17 protein-coding genes and 1 pseudogene are annotated in these 15,705 nt (G+C 61.6%); 8 read left to right on the top strand and 10 right to left on the bottom strand.

The window, feature by feature from the left end:
* Positions 1-117: 117 nt before the first annotated feature.
* Positions 118-543 (bottom strand): EF-hand domain-containing protein, encoded by a 426-nt coding sequence (locus tag ABI546_RS09590; protein WP_348046367.1) that lies wholly within the window; start codon positions 541-543, stop codon positions 118-120.
* Between the two features lie 175 nt (positions 544-718).
* On the opposite strand from ABI546_RS09590, the gene ABI546_RS09585 reads away from it, so the two are divergent.
* Positions 719-1,096: a VOC family protein gene (locus ABI546_RS09585; RefSeq protein WP_348046366.1), complete on the top strand. Its 378-nt coding sequence runs from the start codon at positions 719-721 to the stop codon at positions 1,094-1,096.
* Positions 1,097-1,150: 54 nt separating this feature from the next.
* Here the strand turns inward: ABI546_RS09585 and ABI546_RS09580 are convergent, their stop codons facing one another.
* Complete coding sequence (locus ABI546_RS09580; RefSeq protein WP_348046365.1) at positions 1,151-1,978, bottom strand: hypothetical protein; 828 nt, start codon at positions 1,976-1,978, stop codon at positions 1,151-1,153.
* Between the two features lie 351 nt (positions 1,979-2,329).
* Between ABI546_RS09580 and ABI546_RS09575 the strand changes: the two genes are divergently transcribed.
* On the top strand, positions 2,330-3,778 hold the full coding sequence (locus ABI546_RS09575; RefSeq protein ID WP_348046364.1) for a DHA2 family efflux MFS transporter permease subunit: 1,449 nt from the start codon (positions 2,330-2,332) through the stop codon (positions 3,776-3,778).
* 48 nt (positions 3,779-3,826) lie between these two features.
* On the opposite strand, the gene ABI546_RS09570 is transcribed toward ABI546_RS09575, so the two are convergent.
* Together ABI546_RS09570 and ABI546_RS09565 are read right to left on the bottom strand one after the other, a co-directional pair.
* The gene (locus ABI546_RS09570) at positions 3,827-6,253 is read right to left on the bottom strand and encodes a catalase (protein WP_348046363.1); all 2,427 of its coding nucleotides are present in this window, start codon (positions 6,251-6,253) and stop codon (positions 3,827-3,829) included.
* Positions 6,254-6,570: 317 nt separating this feature from the next.
* Positions 6,571-6,813 carry a hypothetical protein gene (locus ABI546_RS09565; RefSeq protein ID WP_348046362.1) on the bottom strand — a complete coding sequence of 81 codons (243 nt, stop codon included), beginning with the start codon at positions 6,811-6,813 and terminating at the stop codon, positions 6,571-6,573.
* Between the two features lie 119 nt (positions 6,814-6,932).
* Here ABI546_RS09565 and ABI546_RS09560 point away from each other — a divergent pair, with 119 nt between their 5' ends.
* Together ABI546_RS09560 and ABI546_RS09555 are read left to right on the top strand one after the other, a co-directional pair.
* The gene (locus ABI546_RS09560) at positions 6,933-7,109 is read left to right on the top strand and encodes a DUF3606 domain-containing protein (RefSeq protein WP_348046361.1); all 177 of its coding nucleotides are present in this window, start codon (positions 6,933-6,935) and stop codon (positions 7,107-7,109) included.
* 121 nt (positions 7,110-7,230) lie between these two features.
* A complete protein-coding gene (locus ABI546_RS09555; RefSeq protein WP_348046360.1) occupies positions 7,231-7,605 on the top strand; it encodes a GFA family protein in 375 nt (124 codons plus the stop codon).
* Between the two features lie 28 nt (positions 7,606-7,633).
* Here ABI546_RS09555 and ABI546_RS09550 read toward each other — a convergent pair whose 3' ends face one another.
* Positions 7,634-7,876, bottom strand: coding sequence for a SlyX family protein (locus ABI546_RS09550; RefSeq protein ID WP_348046433.1), 243 nt, complete (start codon positions 7,874-7,876; stop codon positions 7,634-7,636).
* A gap of 335 nt (positions 7,877-8,211) precedes the next feature.
* On the opposite strand from ABI546_RS09550, the gene ABI546_RS09545 reads away from it, so the two are divergent.
* Both ABI546_RS09545 and ABI546_RS09540 read left to right on the top strand, forming a co-directional pair.
* Positions 8,212-9,273, top strand: a complete 1,062-nt coding sequence (locus ABI546_RS09545) for a cobalamin-independent methionine synthase II family protein (RefSeq protein WP_348046359.1) — start codon at positions 8,212-8,214, stop codon at positions 9,271-9,273.
* Complete coding sequence (locus tag ABI546_RS09540; RefSeq protein WP_348046358.1) at positions 9,273-11,504, top strand: ATP-binding protein; 2,232 nt, start codon at positions 9,273-9,275, stop codon at positions 11,502-11,504. Before ABI546_RS09545 ends, ABI546_RS09540 begins: the two co-directional genes overlap by 1 nt.
* Positions 11,505-11,545: 41 nt before the next feature.
* Here ABI546_RS09540 and ABI546_RS09535 read toward each other — a convergent pair whose 3' ends face one another.
* Positions 11,546-12,526 (bottom strand): lysylphosphatidylglycerol synthase domain-containing protein, encoded by a 981-nt coding sequence (locus ABI546_RS09535; RefSeq protein ID WP_348046357.1) that lies wholly within the window; start codon positions 12,524-12,526, stop codon positions 11,546-11,548.
* 82 nt (positions 12,527-12,608) lie between these two features.
* A complete protein-coding gene (locus ABI546_RS09530; protein WP_348046356.1) occupies positions 12,609-13,073 on the bottom strand; it encodes a hypothetical protein in 465 nt (154 codons plus the stop codon).
* 415 nt (positions 13,074-13,488) lie between these two features.
* Here ABI546_RS09530 and ABI546_RS09525 point away from each other — a divergent pair, with 415 nt between their 5' ends.
* Positions 13,489-13,977 (top strand): hypothetical protein, encoded by a 489-nt coding sequence (locus tag ABI546_RS09525; protein WP_348046355.1) that lies wholly within the window; start codon positions 13,489-13,491, stop codon positions 13,975-13,977.
* Between the two features lie 26 nt (positions 13,978-14,003).
* Positions 14,004-14,104 (top strand): annotated as a pseudogene (locus ABI546_RS09520) (type I methionyl aminopeptidase); the annotation flags it as partial.
* A gap of 179 nt (positions 14,105-14,283) precedes the next feature.
* Here ABI546_RS09520 and ABI546_RS09515 read toward each other — a convergent pair.
* Genes ABI546_RS09515 through ABI546_RS09505 form a run of 3 tightly spaced genes read right to left on the bottom strand, consistent with a single transcriptional unit; the run spans position 14,284 to position 15,619 of the window.
* Positions 14,284-14,697, bottom strand: a complete 414-nt coding sequence (locus ABI546_RS09515; RefSeq protein ID WP_348046354.1) for a VOC family protein — start codon at positions 14,695-14,697, stop codon at positions 14,284-14,286.
* A gap of 43 nt (positions 14,698-14,740) precedes the next feature.
* Positions 14,741-15,166 (bottom strand): YciI family protein, encoded by a 426-nt coding sequence (locus tag ABI546_RS09510; RefSeq protein ID WP_348046353.1) that lies wholly within the window; start codon positions 15,164-15,166, stop codon positions 14,741-14,743.
* 36 nt (positions 15,167-15,202) lie between these two features.
* Complete coding sequence (locus tag ABI546_RS09505) at positions 15,203-15,619, bottom strand: nuclear transport factor 2 family protein (RefSeq protein ID WP_348046352.1); 417 nt, start codon at positions 15,617-15,619, stop codon at positions 15,203-15,205.
* Positions 15,620-15,705 lie beyond the last annotated feature (86 nt).

The raw sequence follows: 15,705 nt of genomic DNA, 5'->3' as shown, positions 1-15,705 counted from the left end.
TATAGCAATCTGAATTCGCGCGCACCCCGTCGCAGAGTGGGACAACCGACCTGAAGAGAAGAAGCACTTTGGCGGGTTTGCGCGAACGGGGGGTGCTACCCCCGCAAAAGAACTCGCCTACTGCGGTTTAGGCCCATTCATGGCCCGCTCAAACTCCTCGCGGGACAGCATGTTGTCCTTGTTGGTGTCGGCTTCATCAAAATGCTTGGCGACACCGCGAAAGTTGGAGGCCTCGTCGCGGCTGACTTTGCCGTTGTTGTCCTTGTCCATGAAATTGAAGGCGCGCTCTAAATCTTTGGCGGCGTATTTGGGGCCAGACGGGGCCGTTGAAGCGGACGCGGGCGGCTGGGGCTCTGTTGCCGCAGGTCCGGGCACCGCAGCGGCCGGCTCTGGGGCCTGCGCATGCCCACTGGTGGCGTACAGCACGGCCGCAGTGGCCACCACCAGCATCATTGTTCCGCGGTGAAGCTTGCCTCCGGTGCGGCTGAGGGTAGATCGCAAGGTGAGCGTCGTCGGTGTGGCGGTGAAGGGTAAAAAGTTCATGCCTTGATTGAATGCCATTTCGCGCGGAAGTGCCAGTCAACTTGCAGGGTGTTTCGCTGCTTTACCGCGTAGGCACAGGCCGAAACATTTCCTTGCAGGCAATTCCTGGCGGTTTGGCATGGTATCCCTATATAAAACGAAATTTCCTCTGGACCCTCTATGAAAGGACTGCAGCATGCTTGCCAACCGAAACGCCATGGCCACCATTGCCGTCAAAGACCTTGCGGCCGCGAAGAAATTCTACGGAGGCACGCTGGGCCTCACGCCCCTCGAAACCTCTGAAGAGGGCGTCCTCACTTACCAAAGCGGAACCGCCACCGTAGTGGTGTATGTGTCGTCCTTTGCCGGAACCAACCAGGCGACGTCAGCCACCTGGAGCGTGGGCGACGAGTTCGACGGCATCCTGCAAGCGCTCAAGGCCAGAGGCGTGGTGTTTGAACACTACGACATGCCGGGCATGACGCTAGAGGGCGATGCGCATGTAGCAGGTGACTACAAGGGCGCCTGGTTCAAGGATCTGGATGGCAACATCCTTCACATTCTCAACCGATAACCCGGGCGCAGGGCGCGAACGTTCTTCACGCTCGTGCACAGCGACCAGGCAGTTCTAGAAGCGCACTTTCAGGAAAGCCGAAGGCCCCTTGAGCTTGACGCGAAAGCGCGCGTTGCTGTCGTCGCGGTGCAGGTCAATGTCGGTCAGGCCATAGTCCAGCACCACGCCCACGTTCTTCAGCGGAAACCATTCCACGCCGATCGCGGCGTTGTAGATTTCTCCGCGCACGCTGCCGCCGGTCTTCTTCACACCGGAGGCATCGGCAAACAGCCGAAGGTCGGGGCTGATGGCGTGCCTGAGGCCCACTTCCAGCAGCGGTGCGACGGCATCGTCGCTGTAGCTTTCGGCGATGGCACCGGTAGTCCCACCAACCGCCGCCGTGGCGCGCAGGTCCAGATTGGCGCGGTAGTAAGCGGCACCAGCGCCCAGGCCCAGCACGGTATTGCCCGAGCCCAGCCACCACTTGTAAGCCAGCTTGGCAAAGTCCAGCTTCACGTCCAGGTTGGCGGTGCCCGTGGTGGTCACGGTGCCGCTGCCAACATTGACATTGCTGACCAGAGAATCCGAATAGCCGCGCTTGAACTGGTAGTAGTCCAGCGACAGGCCCTGGCTGTCAAACAGCAGCACGTCGGCCTTGATGCGCGGCATGGTCACACTGCTGCGGTTGACATCACCGGAGTCCAGCCGCCCGAAACGGGTGTTCACGGCGGCGTTAAAGGTGGGGTCCGCATGAAACGCGCCGATCGAAAAACTGGCGCGGTCCAGCGCGGGCGACGGGTCTGCCAGGGCTGGCAGGGTCAAGAAGCCGGCGCTGCCCATCACGGCAAGGCTCGCAAGTCTGGCGGCGCGGGTCGCCCGGCCGGGAGATGGGGTCAACAGCATGAGAAGTCCCTTGGGGTAAGTTTGGGATAGGTTTGGGATTAGTCAGCAGCCTGTATTGCATACGTACCGGGAGGGCCACGGTGCTCCCGTTTCCAGAGCCAAGATAGCCAGCCGAAACTGCGATTTCTATCCGCCAAATACGGATGCGTTTGTAGGACGTGCACACGCCACCGCAAGGCAAAGTCATCCGCTGCGCCAGCTGCGGCCTCGTGTGTCGCTTTTGCCGAAATTCAGTATGAAAATGGCCGACAGCCCAATAGCATCGTGCGCAAGCAGCTATTCATTTGATAGCATTCGGCTTTGCCAAATTGAACCCTATTGACCCCCATTGAACCCGAGGAGAACCCGTCGATGACAAAACCCATGGAAACCCGAAAGGGCTGGTGGGCCCTGATGGTGCTCTGCCTGGGCGTGTTGATGATCGTGCTGGACACCACCATCGTGAACGTGGCGCTGCCATCCATCCGGACAGACCTCCAGTTCACCGAAACCTCGCTCGTGTGGGTGGTGAACGCCTACATGCTGACGTTTGGCGGCTTCCTGTTGCTGGGCGGCCGGCTGGGTGACCTGTACGGCCAGCGCAGGCTGTTCCTGGCCGGGCTCACCTTGTTCACCGTGGCCTCGCTCGCCTGCGGCCTGGCCAACTCGCAGGGCCTGCTGGTGGTGGCGCGGGCGGTGCAAGGCTTGGGCGGCGCTGTGGTGTCGGCGATCTCGCTGTCGCTGATCATGAATCTTTTCACCGAGCCGGCCGAGCGCGCGAAGGCCATGGGCGTGTACGGCTTCGTCTGTGCGGGCGGCGGCAGCATCGGCGTGTTACTGGGCGGCGTGCTGACCGACTCACTGAACTGGCACTGGATCTTCCTGGTCAACCTGCCCATAGGCGGCGCGGTGTTCGCGCTGTGCCTGTTCCTTCTGCCCGGCGGTAAAGGCCAGGCCAGCGGCGCGCGGCTTGACCTGGGAGGCGCCGTCACGGTGACCACCGGGCTGATGCTGGCCGTCTACGCCATCGTCAATGGCAACGAGGCGGGATGGCTCTCGGGCCAGACCCTCGGCTTGCTGGGTGCAGCCGCCGTGCTCATGGCGGTCTTTTTGGTCATCGAAGCCAGGGTCACGACGCCGCTGGTGCCGTTGGGTCTTTTCCGCCTGCGCAATGTCGCCACCGCCAACGTGGTCGGGGTTTTGTGGGCTGCGGCCATGTTTGCCTGGTTCTTTATTTCGGCCTTGTACATGCAACTGGTGCTGGGCTACAGCGCCCTGCAGGTCGGCCTGGGCTTTTTGCCCGCCAACCTGATCATGGCCGCGTTCTCCCTGGGCCTGTCGGCCAAAATCGTCATGCGGTTTGGCATACGCGCACCGCTGGCTGCCGGCCTTTTACTGGCTGCCGTGGGCTTGGCGCTCTTTGCCCGCGCACCAGTGGGCGGGCGCTTTGTGGTCGACGTGCTGCCCGGCATGCTGCTGTTGGGTCTGGGCGCTGGCATGGCCTTTAACCCGGTGTTGCTGGCCGCCATGAGCGATGTGGATCCGGCCGAGTCGGGTGTTGCTTCAGGCGTGGTCAACACCGCCTTCATGATGGGCGGTGCGCTGGGCCTGGCTGTGCTGGCCAGCCTGGCCGCCGCGCGCACCGGCACTTTGGCCGGCGCGGGCGCACAGGCGCTGGAGGCCCTCAACGGCGGGTATCAGCTGGCATTTGTCGTGGGCGCTGTCTTTGCCGCCAGCGCAGCCGTGCTGGGCGCGCTGCTGCTGCGCCCGGCAAACGCCAGCGGGAGCCAGGAGGCCGATGCGGCCGGTCCCCTTGCTTAATTTCTTAAGGACCGAAACCAGTCGGCACGTACCAGCCGCGGTTGGCACTCACACCGCAGGCGGATCCGTTTCCCGTTCGTAGTGGCGGTGCCGTCCCATCGCCGTAACAAAGCGCGCCAGCGCACCGGAAACGTCAGTAGAGGTTTCAAAGATCAGTCCAGTGTCCGCCGGTGCACCTTTTTTGCCTTTGGCTGCGGCGCTGCCCGCAGCAGCGGGTAAGCCGGCCTTTTCCAGCAGACGGCTTGAAGCGCCCAGCACCAGAATGGTCTTGCAATGGCGATACTGGTCCTTGATGAATTCCGCGGTATGGCCGTCGCCCGCCAGTGCGGCTACCGCATCTTCACCGTCCGGCAAAACCAGCGCGTCAAACAGAAAGCCGGGTTCGTTTTCCAGTGAGGCGTCGGCGTCCACGACCTTGCCTTCTGCCGTCGCCATTGCGCCGATGCGTGGCCCCACCAGCCGCGGCACAGCGCCCTCAGCAGCCAGCGCCGCCTGTATCTGGTCGATTGCCGCGCCGTTGACGCCGGGCGCCACCAGCACCGCAACCTTGCGCCCCGCGATGCTGCCGTCACCCGGACGGGCCGCCAGTGAAAGCGCCGGCGACGCGGTCACTTCCGGCTTGGCCGGTTTGGCCAGTGCCAAAGGCATGGACGCCGGCAGTTGGGCCATGCCCAGTCCTTCGGCCACTTTCTGCGCCAGCGACTCGGACGCGTTGCGCAGCGATGACACCATGCGCTCGCGCACGGCGGGTACCGTCACCTTGCTCAACTCGAAGCGAAAGGCCGCTGCGATATGGGCCTGCTCAACAGGCGACTGGCTGTTATAGAACAAGGCGGCCTGTGTGTAATGGTCGGCAAACTTTTCGGGCTTGGCGCGCACCTTGACGTGGTCTTCCTGTGCCTGCAGGCGCGCCGGCACGCTGACAAAGCCCTGCGCCGCGCCAGCCTGGAAAGGGCAGCCGCCAGCCAGGGAGTTGGGCTCGTACGACACGCGCCCGCGCGGAATGGCCTGCCGGTGCATGCCGTCGCGCTGGTTGTTGTGCACGGGGGCCAGCGGGGCATTGATCGGGATCTCGTGGAAGTTGGGCCCGCCCAGGCGCGAGATCTGCGTGTCCACGTACGAATGGATGCGGCCCGCCAGCAAAGGGTCATTGGAAAAGTCGATACCCGGCACCACGTGCGCCGTGCAAAACGCCACCTGTTCGGTTTCCGCAAAGAAGTTGTCGGGGTTGCGGTTCAGCACCATGCGGCCCAGCGGCTGCAGCGGAACAAGCTCTTCGGGAATGATCTTGGTGGCGTCCAGGATGTCAAAGCTGAAGCGCTCTGCCTGCTCTTCGGTGAACACCTGCACTGCCAGCTCCCACTCGGGGTACACGCCGGCCTCAATGCGCTCCCACAGGTCACGGCGATGAAAGTCGGGGTCGGCGCCAGAAATTTTCACGGCCTCGTCCCACACCAGCGAGTGCGTGCCGAACTTGGGGTTCCAGTGGAACTTCACAAACACCGACTCACCCGCGTCGTTGACGAAGCGGTAGCTGTGCACCCCAAAACCCTGCATGGTGGCGTAGCTGCGCGGAATGGCGCGGTCGCTCATCACCCACATCAGCATGTGGGTTGACTCGGGCATCAAGGAGACGAAGTCCCAGAAAGTGTCGTGCGCGCTGGCGGCCTGCGGCATCTGGTGATGCGGCTCCGGTTTCACGGCGTGTACCAGGTCCGGAAACTTCATCGCATCCTGGATAAAGAACACCGGCATGTTGTTGCCCACCAGGTCCCAGTTGCCTTCGTCGGTATAGAACTTCACGGCAAAACCGCGCACGTCGCGTGCCGTATCTTTGGAGCCGCGCTCACCCTGTACCGTCGAAAAGCGCACGAATACCGGCGTAACCTTGCCTTCCTCCTGAAAGGGCGCCGCCTTGGTGTATTGGGTGAATGGCTTGTAGCACTCGAAGAAACCATGCGCGCCCGAGCCGCGGGCGTGCACGATGCGCTCGGGGATGCGCTCATGGTCAAAGTGCGTGATTTTTTCGCGCAGGATGAAGTCTTCCAGCAGCGCGGGCCCGCGCACACCCAGCTTTAGTGAGTTCTGGTTGTCGGCAATTCGCACGCCCTGGTTGGTCGTCAGGGCCTGGCCGGCGGAGTCCACCCGCACGCGGTCCAGCGGCTCGATGGTGGCGTTGAGTCCCTCCGGCGCCAGACTGCCGGTTTTTCCCGAGCCGTTTTCCTCGCTCAGTGTGCTGCCGGTTGGCAGCCGGGACGCGGGCTCGACGGTGCTGCCCGGCACCGGCTCCAGCCCATTTGCAACCCCGTGCTCGGCGGCCTTGGTCGCGTTGTAGGGCATCGCCGCTGCGAGCTCCTGCACCTGGGCCATTTTTTCAGAAGCCACATCCGCATTGGCTTCCGGGGCGACCCGCGCAGGGCCACTGTCGGTATTTTTGGCGGCTGCTTTCGACGAAATTCCAGTGGGTTTTGGCATGAGGGGATTGATCCAAAAGAGTTGATGGGGGCTGTACATCACACGTCATGGCCGGACCTCGCCCAGGCGGCAAGAAAGTTTTTCAAAAGCGCGCGCGGAAGGATAAAAAATGGGGCGGCGAAGCAACGGCGAAAACGCGGATGCGCTGATCGTAGGAAGGGGAGTTTGTGCCAGGTGTAGGACGCTGCGCCGTGGGAATCCCGGCGATCAGCCTTTGCCGAAGCGGGCATGGATTCGGATGAAAAAGGGGCGCCCCCCGGCAGTGAACTGGGAGAAATTCCTGGGCGGAATACGCCGCCGCTCAGCCGTCAGGGGCCCTAGTAAATCCCGAACAGCGCGCGGATTTCGTCGCCCGCCGTGCGGCCGTGTTTCCGGCTTTGGTACTTGTCGCCAACGTCAGCGCATTTTTCCATGATCAGCAGCGTGAATTCCTGCAACTCCGCGGTAAGTGCCTCGCCCTCCACCATGACACCGGCCAGCTTGGCCAGATTTACAAGTTGGCGGTCGCTGAGGGAGCCAATGGAAAAGTCTGAAGGCTTGAAGTCCGGTGGTAGTGGCATAGGTACACCTGGAAGATATCAGCGGGCGGCCGAAAGTGGACTGCCTGCGGGGCGGGTTTTGTCCTACAGATTACCTCAGCTCGGCCGGCATAGCATGCTTTTTTCCCCAGGAGACCGCCATGGCCGACGATACAAGTAAAACCGCATTGGACCGTAAATTCATCTCGCTCGAGGAGGACTACGAGCTCCGCGACTGGACGAAAACCCTGGGCTGCACCGAGCAACAGCTGCGCGAGGCCGTCAAGGCCGTCGGCAACTCAGCTTCCGCCGTACGTCAGTACCTGGGGAAAAAGTAGCCAGGTTGCAAACCGCCGAGGCCACCCGTGGCCTGGACGGCGTCGAAGAGGTCTCCACCATCGCTGCCGCAGATGACGACGCGGAGGAAGACAATGCCGCCCCAACGCGAAAAGGAAATGTATGACCATCACCGGAAGTTGCCATTGCGGCAAAAACGCGTTTCGCATTGACGGTGAAATCCCCGCGCAACTGACGCGCTGCACCTGCTCGTTTTGCGCCAGGCGGGGTGCGCTTTTGGCGTATTACACCCCAGAGCAATTTCATGTCACGACGCCCAGCGACGGCGATGCCATTTACCGTTGGCAGACCAAACAGGTAGCTCACCATTTCTGCCGCGAATGCGGTGTAGCCACCTATTCAGACAGCCCTGCTTTCGAAATGGACGGCAGCTGGGACGGCACAACCCGCCGCATCGGCGTCAACGCCCGCCTCTTTGATGGGTTTGATGCCGCCGAGGCACCCGTGACGGTGATCGACGGAAAAAATCTCTGGTAGCCTGCGCAAAAGCAGCGCGACCTCGCGCCTAGAAATGCGGGGGCAGGTCGTCGCGAAGGCTGCGGCTCACGGTGACGTCACCATCACGCGGCGTACCTGTTTTGAGCGCCGCCACTTCGCGTATCAGCGCGTCAATTTGCTGTTGCTGGCGCACGATGACCTTGTCGAGCTGATCCAGCAGGTCTTCCGTAAAGCTGGCCTTGATCTCCAGCGCCGTGAGGCGCTGGTCGGCGGGGGAGATGTCGTTCGGTTGCATACCCGTATTGGACATGAAGCGGTCAAGTGGCGGAATCGCCACGAAGCCCTTTTTACCTGGGACCACACGATTTTCCGCCCGATTTTTAGTTATTTTGGCCTCTAGCCAGCGTAGGCTGTGCGCCAGCAGCTATGTTATTGATAGCGACAAGCAGGCCAGCCCAAGCCGATCCTTGCCCGGGCGGCGTTCGGCTTTAGCGCGTTTAACCCCAGGAAAACCCTGAAATGTGGCAAAGCTGCGACGACGCCTGGACCCCAAAAGGCACAAATCGCCATGGCTCGTCGCGGGACTGTAACTATCGGTTTTAGCCGACATGACCCGGTGCTGTGTGTACTTATAGTGGTCGCACAATGCAGATCCCTACAGAACCCATAGGCAGTATTCCGCGCCCCCCAAGCCTGCTCGACGCCATCAGTGACGGCAACGGCGAAGCACCTGCGCTGCAACCCCTCTACGAAGAAGCAATTCGCGACACCATCAGGCGGTTTGAAGCCACGGGCTCGCCGGTCATCACCGATGGCGAGCAGCGCAAATATCACAACTTCTGGACCTATTGCGTCCACGGCCTGCCCAACACCTCACCCGACGGATTCCGCATCCCGTTTGCGGCGGGCCATACGCGCCGCATGCCTCGGCTGACCGAAGGCCCTTTTCGGTACCGGCGCTACGCCGACAGCTATATGGACGTTGCGCAGCGCTACAGCAAGGTGCCGATCAAGCAGGCGGTTATATCCCCGTCGGCCCTGAGCCTCATGTACCCGGACGAAGGCATTCCCGGCTACACGCGTGAGCAATTTTTGCAGGACCTGCTTGCCGAGCATGAAACCGAAATCAGGCGCTGCCTCGACAAGGGCGCACACAAGGTGCAGATCGACTTCACCGAAGGCCGGCTCGCCATGAAGATCGACCCTTCCGGCGGTCTTCTGACCAGCTTTATTGACCTGAACAACCTGGCGCTTGCGCGGTTTTCCGCAGAGGACCGCCAGCGCATCGGCGTGCACACCTGCCCTGGCGGCGACCGTGACTCCACCCACAGTGCCGACGTGGATTATGAGGAGCTGCTGCCCAGCCTGTTCGAGTTGAAAGCGGGTAATTTTTATGTGGCGCTGGCGGGCGAAAAAGAGCCCGAACGTGTGCTCAAAATCATCCGGCAGTACCTCAAGCCCGACCAGCGTGTGTTTGTCGGCGTGGTGGCGCCTATTCGGCCTGAAGTGGAAACCGCAGAAGAAGTGTGCGAGCGCGTGCTGCAGGCGGCCCGCTACATTCCGCTGGAGCAACTGGGCACGACCGACGACTGTGGCTTTTCGCCCTTTTGCGACGACACCTCAACCACCCGTGACACCGCGTTTGCAAAAATACGCGCCCGTGTAGAAGGCACGGCGCGGGCCAGCGCCCTGCTCGAGAAGAAGTAATGCAGACACGCGCCGACGACGAGGACAGTCTTCTTCGCTCAGTGGCGATCAAGAATGCCCAGAGCATTCTGGCGGCACGGCAGCGAGCCGAGGACGCCATGCATGCGGCCAAGGCCGACCTGGAACAAAAGACCGGCGAACTGGCACTGTCTTTGTCCATGATGCGCGCCACGCTGGAAGCCAGCCGCGACGGTATTTTGGCAACAGACGCTTCGGGAAAAGTCACCGGCTTTAACCAGCAATATGTGCGGATGTGGAGGCTCGACGAACAGGCCATGGCCTCGCGCGACCACGCCGTTATTTTGCCGCTGGTTGCCCGGCAGTTTGACAACGCGACGGCGTTCATCGAACGGGTGGACGCCATTTACCGCGAATCACCGGCAGAAAGTTTTGATCTGCTGCGTATGCGAGACGGCAGGATTTATGAGCGGACCTCGCAGATCCAGTTTGTCGATGGAGCCAATGTCGGCCGTGTCTGGGTTTTTCGCGACATCACCGAGCAACGCCGTGCCGAAGAAAAGCTGCGCGAAGAAACGCGCGTGCTCGAGTTGCTGAACGAGGCCGGTACGGCCCTGACCGCCAAGCTCGATGTGAAGGCTTTGGTGCAGACCGTCACCGACACGGCCACCGAAGTCAGCGGCGCGAAGGTTGGGGCTTTTTTCTACAACACCTGCGATGAGAGCGGAAAAGCCTTTTTGCTTTACACCTTGTCGGGTGCGCGGCGTGAAGACTTCGAAAAATTTGGCAACCCGCGCGCTACCGCATTGTTCGGCCCCACCTTCGCCGGTGCTCCGCCCATCCGGATTGACGATGTGCTCCAGGACCCGCGCTATGGCCAGTGGGCGCCCCACCATGGCATGCCCCCGGAACACCTTCCGGTACGAAGCTATCTGGCAGTGCCGGTGGCCTCGGGCTCCGGAGAGGTGATTGGCGGGCTGTTCTTTGGGCACCCGCAGGTCGGAATGTTTAACGAGCGTGCCGAAAGGCTGGTGGCCAGCATTGCCGCTCAGGCCGGTGTGGCCATCGACAATGCCCGGCTTTATGAGCGCGCCCAGCACGCGGCCCAAGAGCGCGAGAAGCTGCTTGAAAGTGAGCGCATCGCGCGCAGCGACGCCGAAGAGATGGTTCGCATGAAGGACGAGTTTCTGGCGATGCTGGCGCATGAGTTGCGCAACCCGCTCGCGCCTTTGCGCAACAGCGTGGAAATACTGCGGCGCGTTGCCGCCAATCCTTCGGGCCTTGAAAAAACCCGCGCCATCATGGACCGGCAACTGGCACACATGACACGCCTGGTCGACGATTTGCTGGACATCAGCCGTGTCAGCCGCGGCAAACTGGAGATGCGCCTGGAACAGAGCAGGCTTGCCGACGCACTGCGCAGCGCGGTGGAAACCAGCCGCCCCACCGTGGCGGAGCGGCAGCACCAGCTTCGGCTGGCGCTCCCGGGTGACGATGTCATTGTCCATGGCGACCAGATCCGGCTGTCGCAGGCGTTCACCAATTTGCTGAACAACGCCGCAAAGTACACCCCCGAGGGCGGCGTGGTCGAACTGAAGACTCACATCGACACGGACGGAATCACGGTCAGCGTGGAAGACACCGGTATTGGCATACCCGAACACCTGCGCGACCGCGTCTTCGACATGTTCGTGCAAGGAGAGGCCAGCCCCTACACGCCCAAGGCCCAGGGCGGTCTGGGTATTGGGCTGACACTGGTGCGAAAGATCATCGAGATGCACGGCGGAAATGTGCGTGTGGAGTCGCGTGCGGAAGGTCGCGGCACCCAATTCACTGTCTGGCTTCCGCGTGTGGCCGCGCAGCCCGCGGTTGCTGCTTCGCCGCCAGTTTCGCCCGCGTCGTTGTTTCAACCCCGCCGGATTCTGGTGGCAGACGACAACACCGACGCCGCTTCGACGCTGGCGCAGCTGCTCGGCGTCATGGGGCATGACGTGCGCACGGCCGGTGATGGTGTGGACGCGGTGAACGTGGCCGACAGCTTTTCGCCGGACCTGGTGATTCTTGACATTGGCATGCCCCGCATGGACGGTTATGAAGCCTGCCGGCAAATCAGGAAGCTACAAGGCTCTGGTGCGCGCGCCACCATCGTGGCCCTTACCGGCTGGGGCCAGCCTGAAGACAAGCAAAGGGCAGTGGACGCCGGCTTTGACCTGCACCTGACCAAGCCCGTGGACCCGCAGCAACTTGAAGCGCTGGCCGGCAGCGGCGACTGAACAGATCTTTCAGCGTGGTTGCTAGGGCCTGTTAACAGACCCTAGGACTTTGAGGAACGGGCCGAGGCATACCGCTCCAGCACCGCATACAGCACCAATCCCCCCGCCAGTGGCAAGAAGTAGTAGAGCGCGCGGTAGGCCAGCACGGCGCCCATCAGCGCCCCTTGCCGCACGCTGCCCGACAGCAGCGCAAGGTAGACCGCCTCCAGCACACCGAGGCCACCGGGGATCGGCATGATCACCCCCACGATGGACGCCGCCATCAACACACCCAGCACAGTGGTGTAGGGCACCTTTTGGCCCAGCAGCAAATACATGGCCGCGCCCATCAGCGCCCAGTTGGCCGCCGAGGTGCCCAGCTGCACGAGCGCCAGCTGGGGCGAAGGCAGCGTGAGCCGCCGCCCGCGAAGCCGCCACTCGCGCCCGCGCGCCACAGCGCAGGCGATTACGTAGCCCACCGCAATCAACACCATGGCCGCGCCCAGCAAACGCAGCGCCGTGGCGCCAATGTGCGCCTGGCTGGGCGGCGCAATGGCGCCCGCGGCAAACAGGCTGCCGGCCACCAGCCCATAACCCAGCCAGTTGGTGGCAAGGCTCACCCCAACAATCTGGGCAATGGTGGTTTCGTCCAGCCCGGCGCGCGCATAAAGCCGCGCCCGCAAAGCCACGCCCCCCACAAGCGAGCCCAGGTTCAGGTTAAAGGCATAGCTGGTCACGGCGATGGCCCACGTCTGCAGGCGCGGCAGCTTGTGGCGCGTGTGGTGCCGGCCAATCAGGTCAAAGCAGCCGTACAGCGCGTGGCTGGCAGTGGCCAGGCCCAGCACGGCCAGCAAGAGAAGAGGGGAGTAGCGCCACAGCGTTTGCCAGGCGCCTGCCCAGTCAACCTTGTGCGCGTGAGAAATCAGCAGGGCCAGCACCGCCACGCCGAAGGCAGGAAATACCCAGCGGCGGACACGCTGCCACAGCGTCAACGCGGCTGCGGGGGAAGTGCCTTCATGAAGGGGAGCCGCGGTGCTGGGCATGATCTCTGCCATTCTGGGCAGGGAGCAGGGCGAGTTCCAGCGAGGCTGGCGCTGGTTTTTGTAGGCAAAAACCGATGGTGCGTTACGACCTGACCGCCAGCGCCACAACCGCCGCACCGGCGGCAACGACCAGCGCGTCCTCGATCAAACCGCTGCGGGTCTGGCCCATGCGGGCCATGGCGCGCTTGCGGCCTGCAAGTGTGATATAGGCCAGCGGTACGGCGCTTGCAACCGCCGTTAAAGCGCCGGCCTGCTCACGACCACGGGGCGCCAGTGCAGCGCCCGCGATGCCTGCGCTCATCACTCGCGCCAGCAGTCCCAAAAAAACAGTGCGGTCAGGCGCGGTCTTCATCTTGTCGCCGAACAATTCACCAGCACCCATGGCCAGGGCGCCGTACTTGAACAGGGGGCGGTCCAGCAGCACAAGCCGCCCCGGTGTGCGACGGTTTAAAAACCGTGCTGCCGCGATGCTGGCCATGGGCGTCATGGAGCGCGCACTGGCCACCGCACCGATGAGGGCCGGGAAAATCAAATCGCTGTGTTTCATGTTTCGTCCTTGGGAAGTGAGCCGACAATGCCATCGTGCTCAGCCCTGCTGCCCGCAAGAGGAAGAAAAACACTTGATCGGCCGTAGGAAGCAAGCGAAGATTCGTCGCACCGAAGCCGAGACTGTAGCCTTCGGGCAAGAAAGGCCGCTTGGTCCGCTTGCCTCCAACCTTAAGCCTGAGAGATCCCATGTCTGAAACTACAATCCCGGAAGGGATTGAAACTACCCGTCACGCTTGTCCTGGCAATCGCTGCCGTTTCCTGTCTGGCCGGAGGAACCCTCGTGTTTTTTGACAGCGTGTTTATCCTGATGCGTCGGCGTCGCATCGTTCAAATCCATTCTTGAGATGGCACCTGCCGAGGCAGAGCGGGCATTCTGCGGGGGCAAAAAATAGGCACAACTATTGGAGGAGGCCATGAGAAAGATGATCGCACTCGCCTGCATGGCCTTGTCAGCGTTGGCAATGCACGGCAATCTGTCCGCTCAACAGGTGCTCCCGTCCACCGGCAATTACTACCGTGATTTGGGCGTTGTTCTTAACATCGTTGAAGCCGTACGAAGCATCGCTGACATATGTTCGGAAGAATTTCCGGAGACCAGAGAAAACAATGAAAAGCATCTTCAAATCTGGCGCGTCAAACACATGGATCTCTTGCAGGAAATTGAAAACCACAGGATCAAAATTCTGGCGAACCCCGTCCTTGGCCCTGAATACCGGCGCGAGTTGCTCGATGGGAAGGTCACGTTCAAAGAAAACCAAAGACGCGCTCTTGCAGTCAACGGCATGGCGGGGTTCCGTGCCAGTTGCGATCAGTATGGTGAGATAACCAGGTTGCAACGGTGGGACCTGGATAAATCATTTGCGGAACAACTAGCGACCATGCGCCGCGGTCCACCGCAGTAATTTGCAGTGGAGATGGCTGCGCCACCATTCCTGCCAACGCGGGCTACCTCGGTATCCCAAAACGATTCTCACCTCTGTCAACAACGTGGTGTGCCACGGCGTCCCCTCGCCTGACAAGATTTTGAAATAAGGCGACATCGTCAACATCGACGTTGCCTTCATCAAGGTGCGTAGAGACTTCATCGATTTCTGTTTACAAAAAGTTAAGAAATAAGCAGACCCTATCGTGCTCGGATTGTTTTCATAACCACGACGAACGGGCCGGTGATTTCGACAAATTTCGATTGAAGCCGGTTAGGTACCCACCTACGCAGCAGCTTGTGCCGCCGCCATATCCATCCACACCGGCTCAAACACATGGCCGTCCGGGTCCTGGAAAGCGCGGGAATACATAAAGCCCATGTCCTGCGGCGGGCGAACGTCGGCCTTGCCGCCGGCTGCGGCCGCGGCTTGCGTGATGGCATCCACGTCTTCACGGCTGTCACGTGACAAGCACAGCAGCACTTCGCAGGTCTGCTGCGCGTCGGCGATGCGCTTCGACGTGAAAGTGCCAAAGTAATCGTGCGTCAGCAACATAAAGCTAATGGCCTCCGACCAGACCATCATCGCGGCCTGCTCGTTGCTGAACTGCAGGTTCTGTTCGCAGCCGATTGCCTTGTAAAAGCGCGTTGCAGCGGCAAGGTCCTTTACGGGCAGGTTGACAAAAATCATCTTTGGCATGGTGGCTCTCCTTGGGGTTGAAGCTAGAGTTAGGGTTGTGCGGTCAGCGGGGCTTGTCGATCTGCGCGCGCAGTTGCTCTTCCTGCTCGCGCAGTTCGGGCGTGAAGGCCTCACCGAAGTCTTCCGCCGCAAAGACTTGCCGGATCTCGAGCTCCGAGTCGCCGGGCATCGGGTTGGGGCAGCGCTTGACCCAGTCGATCGCCTCCTGCAGTGATGCGCACTGCCAGATCCAGAAGCCTGCCACCAGCTCCTTGGTTTCGCTGAACGGCCCGTCGACCACTGTGCGGTTCTTGCCGGAAAAGCGCACGCGGGCACCCTTCGAGCTGGGGTGCAGGCCTTCACCGGCCTGCATGATGCCCGCCTTCACGAGCTCTTCGTTGTACTTGCCCATCTCCGAAAGCAACTGCTCGCTGGGCATGACGCCGGCTTCGCTGTCGGCGGTGGCTTTGACCAGGACCATGAATTTCATAAGGTTCTCCTTGTTGGTGGGGGTGGTTGGGGTGAACTAGCTGCTTTGCACGACGCGGTACTTGTCACCGACGGCTTCGCGGATGGGCGCCGTGTCATAGATTATGGTCATCGCTTCGATCAAGCCCTGCTCATCGAAATCGAAAAGGTCGACGCACTGAAATCTGACCTGCGAGCCATCGGCCAGCTCCCATTGGTAAGTAAAACAGACCGAAGCCCGGCGCGAACCGACTGCGCTCACAAACACTTCAGGGTCTTCAATAACGCTGCGCCGCGTTGCTGCCTTGAGCAGGTCAAAGAATTTGCCCGCCGGCTGCACGCCCAGGAAGGGCGAGTGCACAACGCCTTGGGGGCTGAACAGCGACACGATGCCGCCCACGTCACCTGCGGCCAGCTGCGCCAGGTACTTGTTGATAACGGCAATGTATGCCAGTGCGTTCGAGCTGATGACCATGACGTGAAGAAACGTTGTGAGGGGTGTTGGAAGAATGGGGTGATCGTAGGATCGCCCGCGCCAGAGCACCAACGAAAGTTTTTGGG

Source organism: Polaromonas sp. (assembly GCF_039932935.1).
GTDB lineage: Bacteria > Pseudomonadota > Gammaproteobacteria > Burkholderiales > Burkholderiaceae_C > Polaromonas.
The sequence above is the reverse complement of the archived record's forward strand: the minus strand, read 5'-3'. Positions and strand labels throughout refer to the sequence as shown.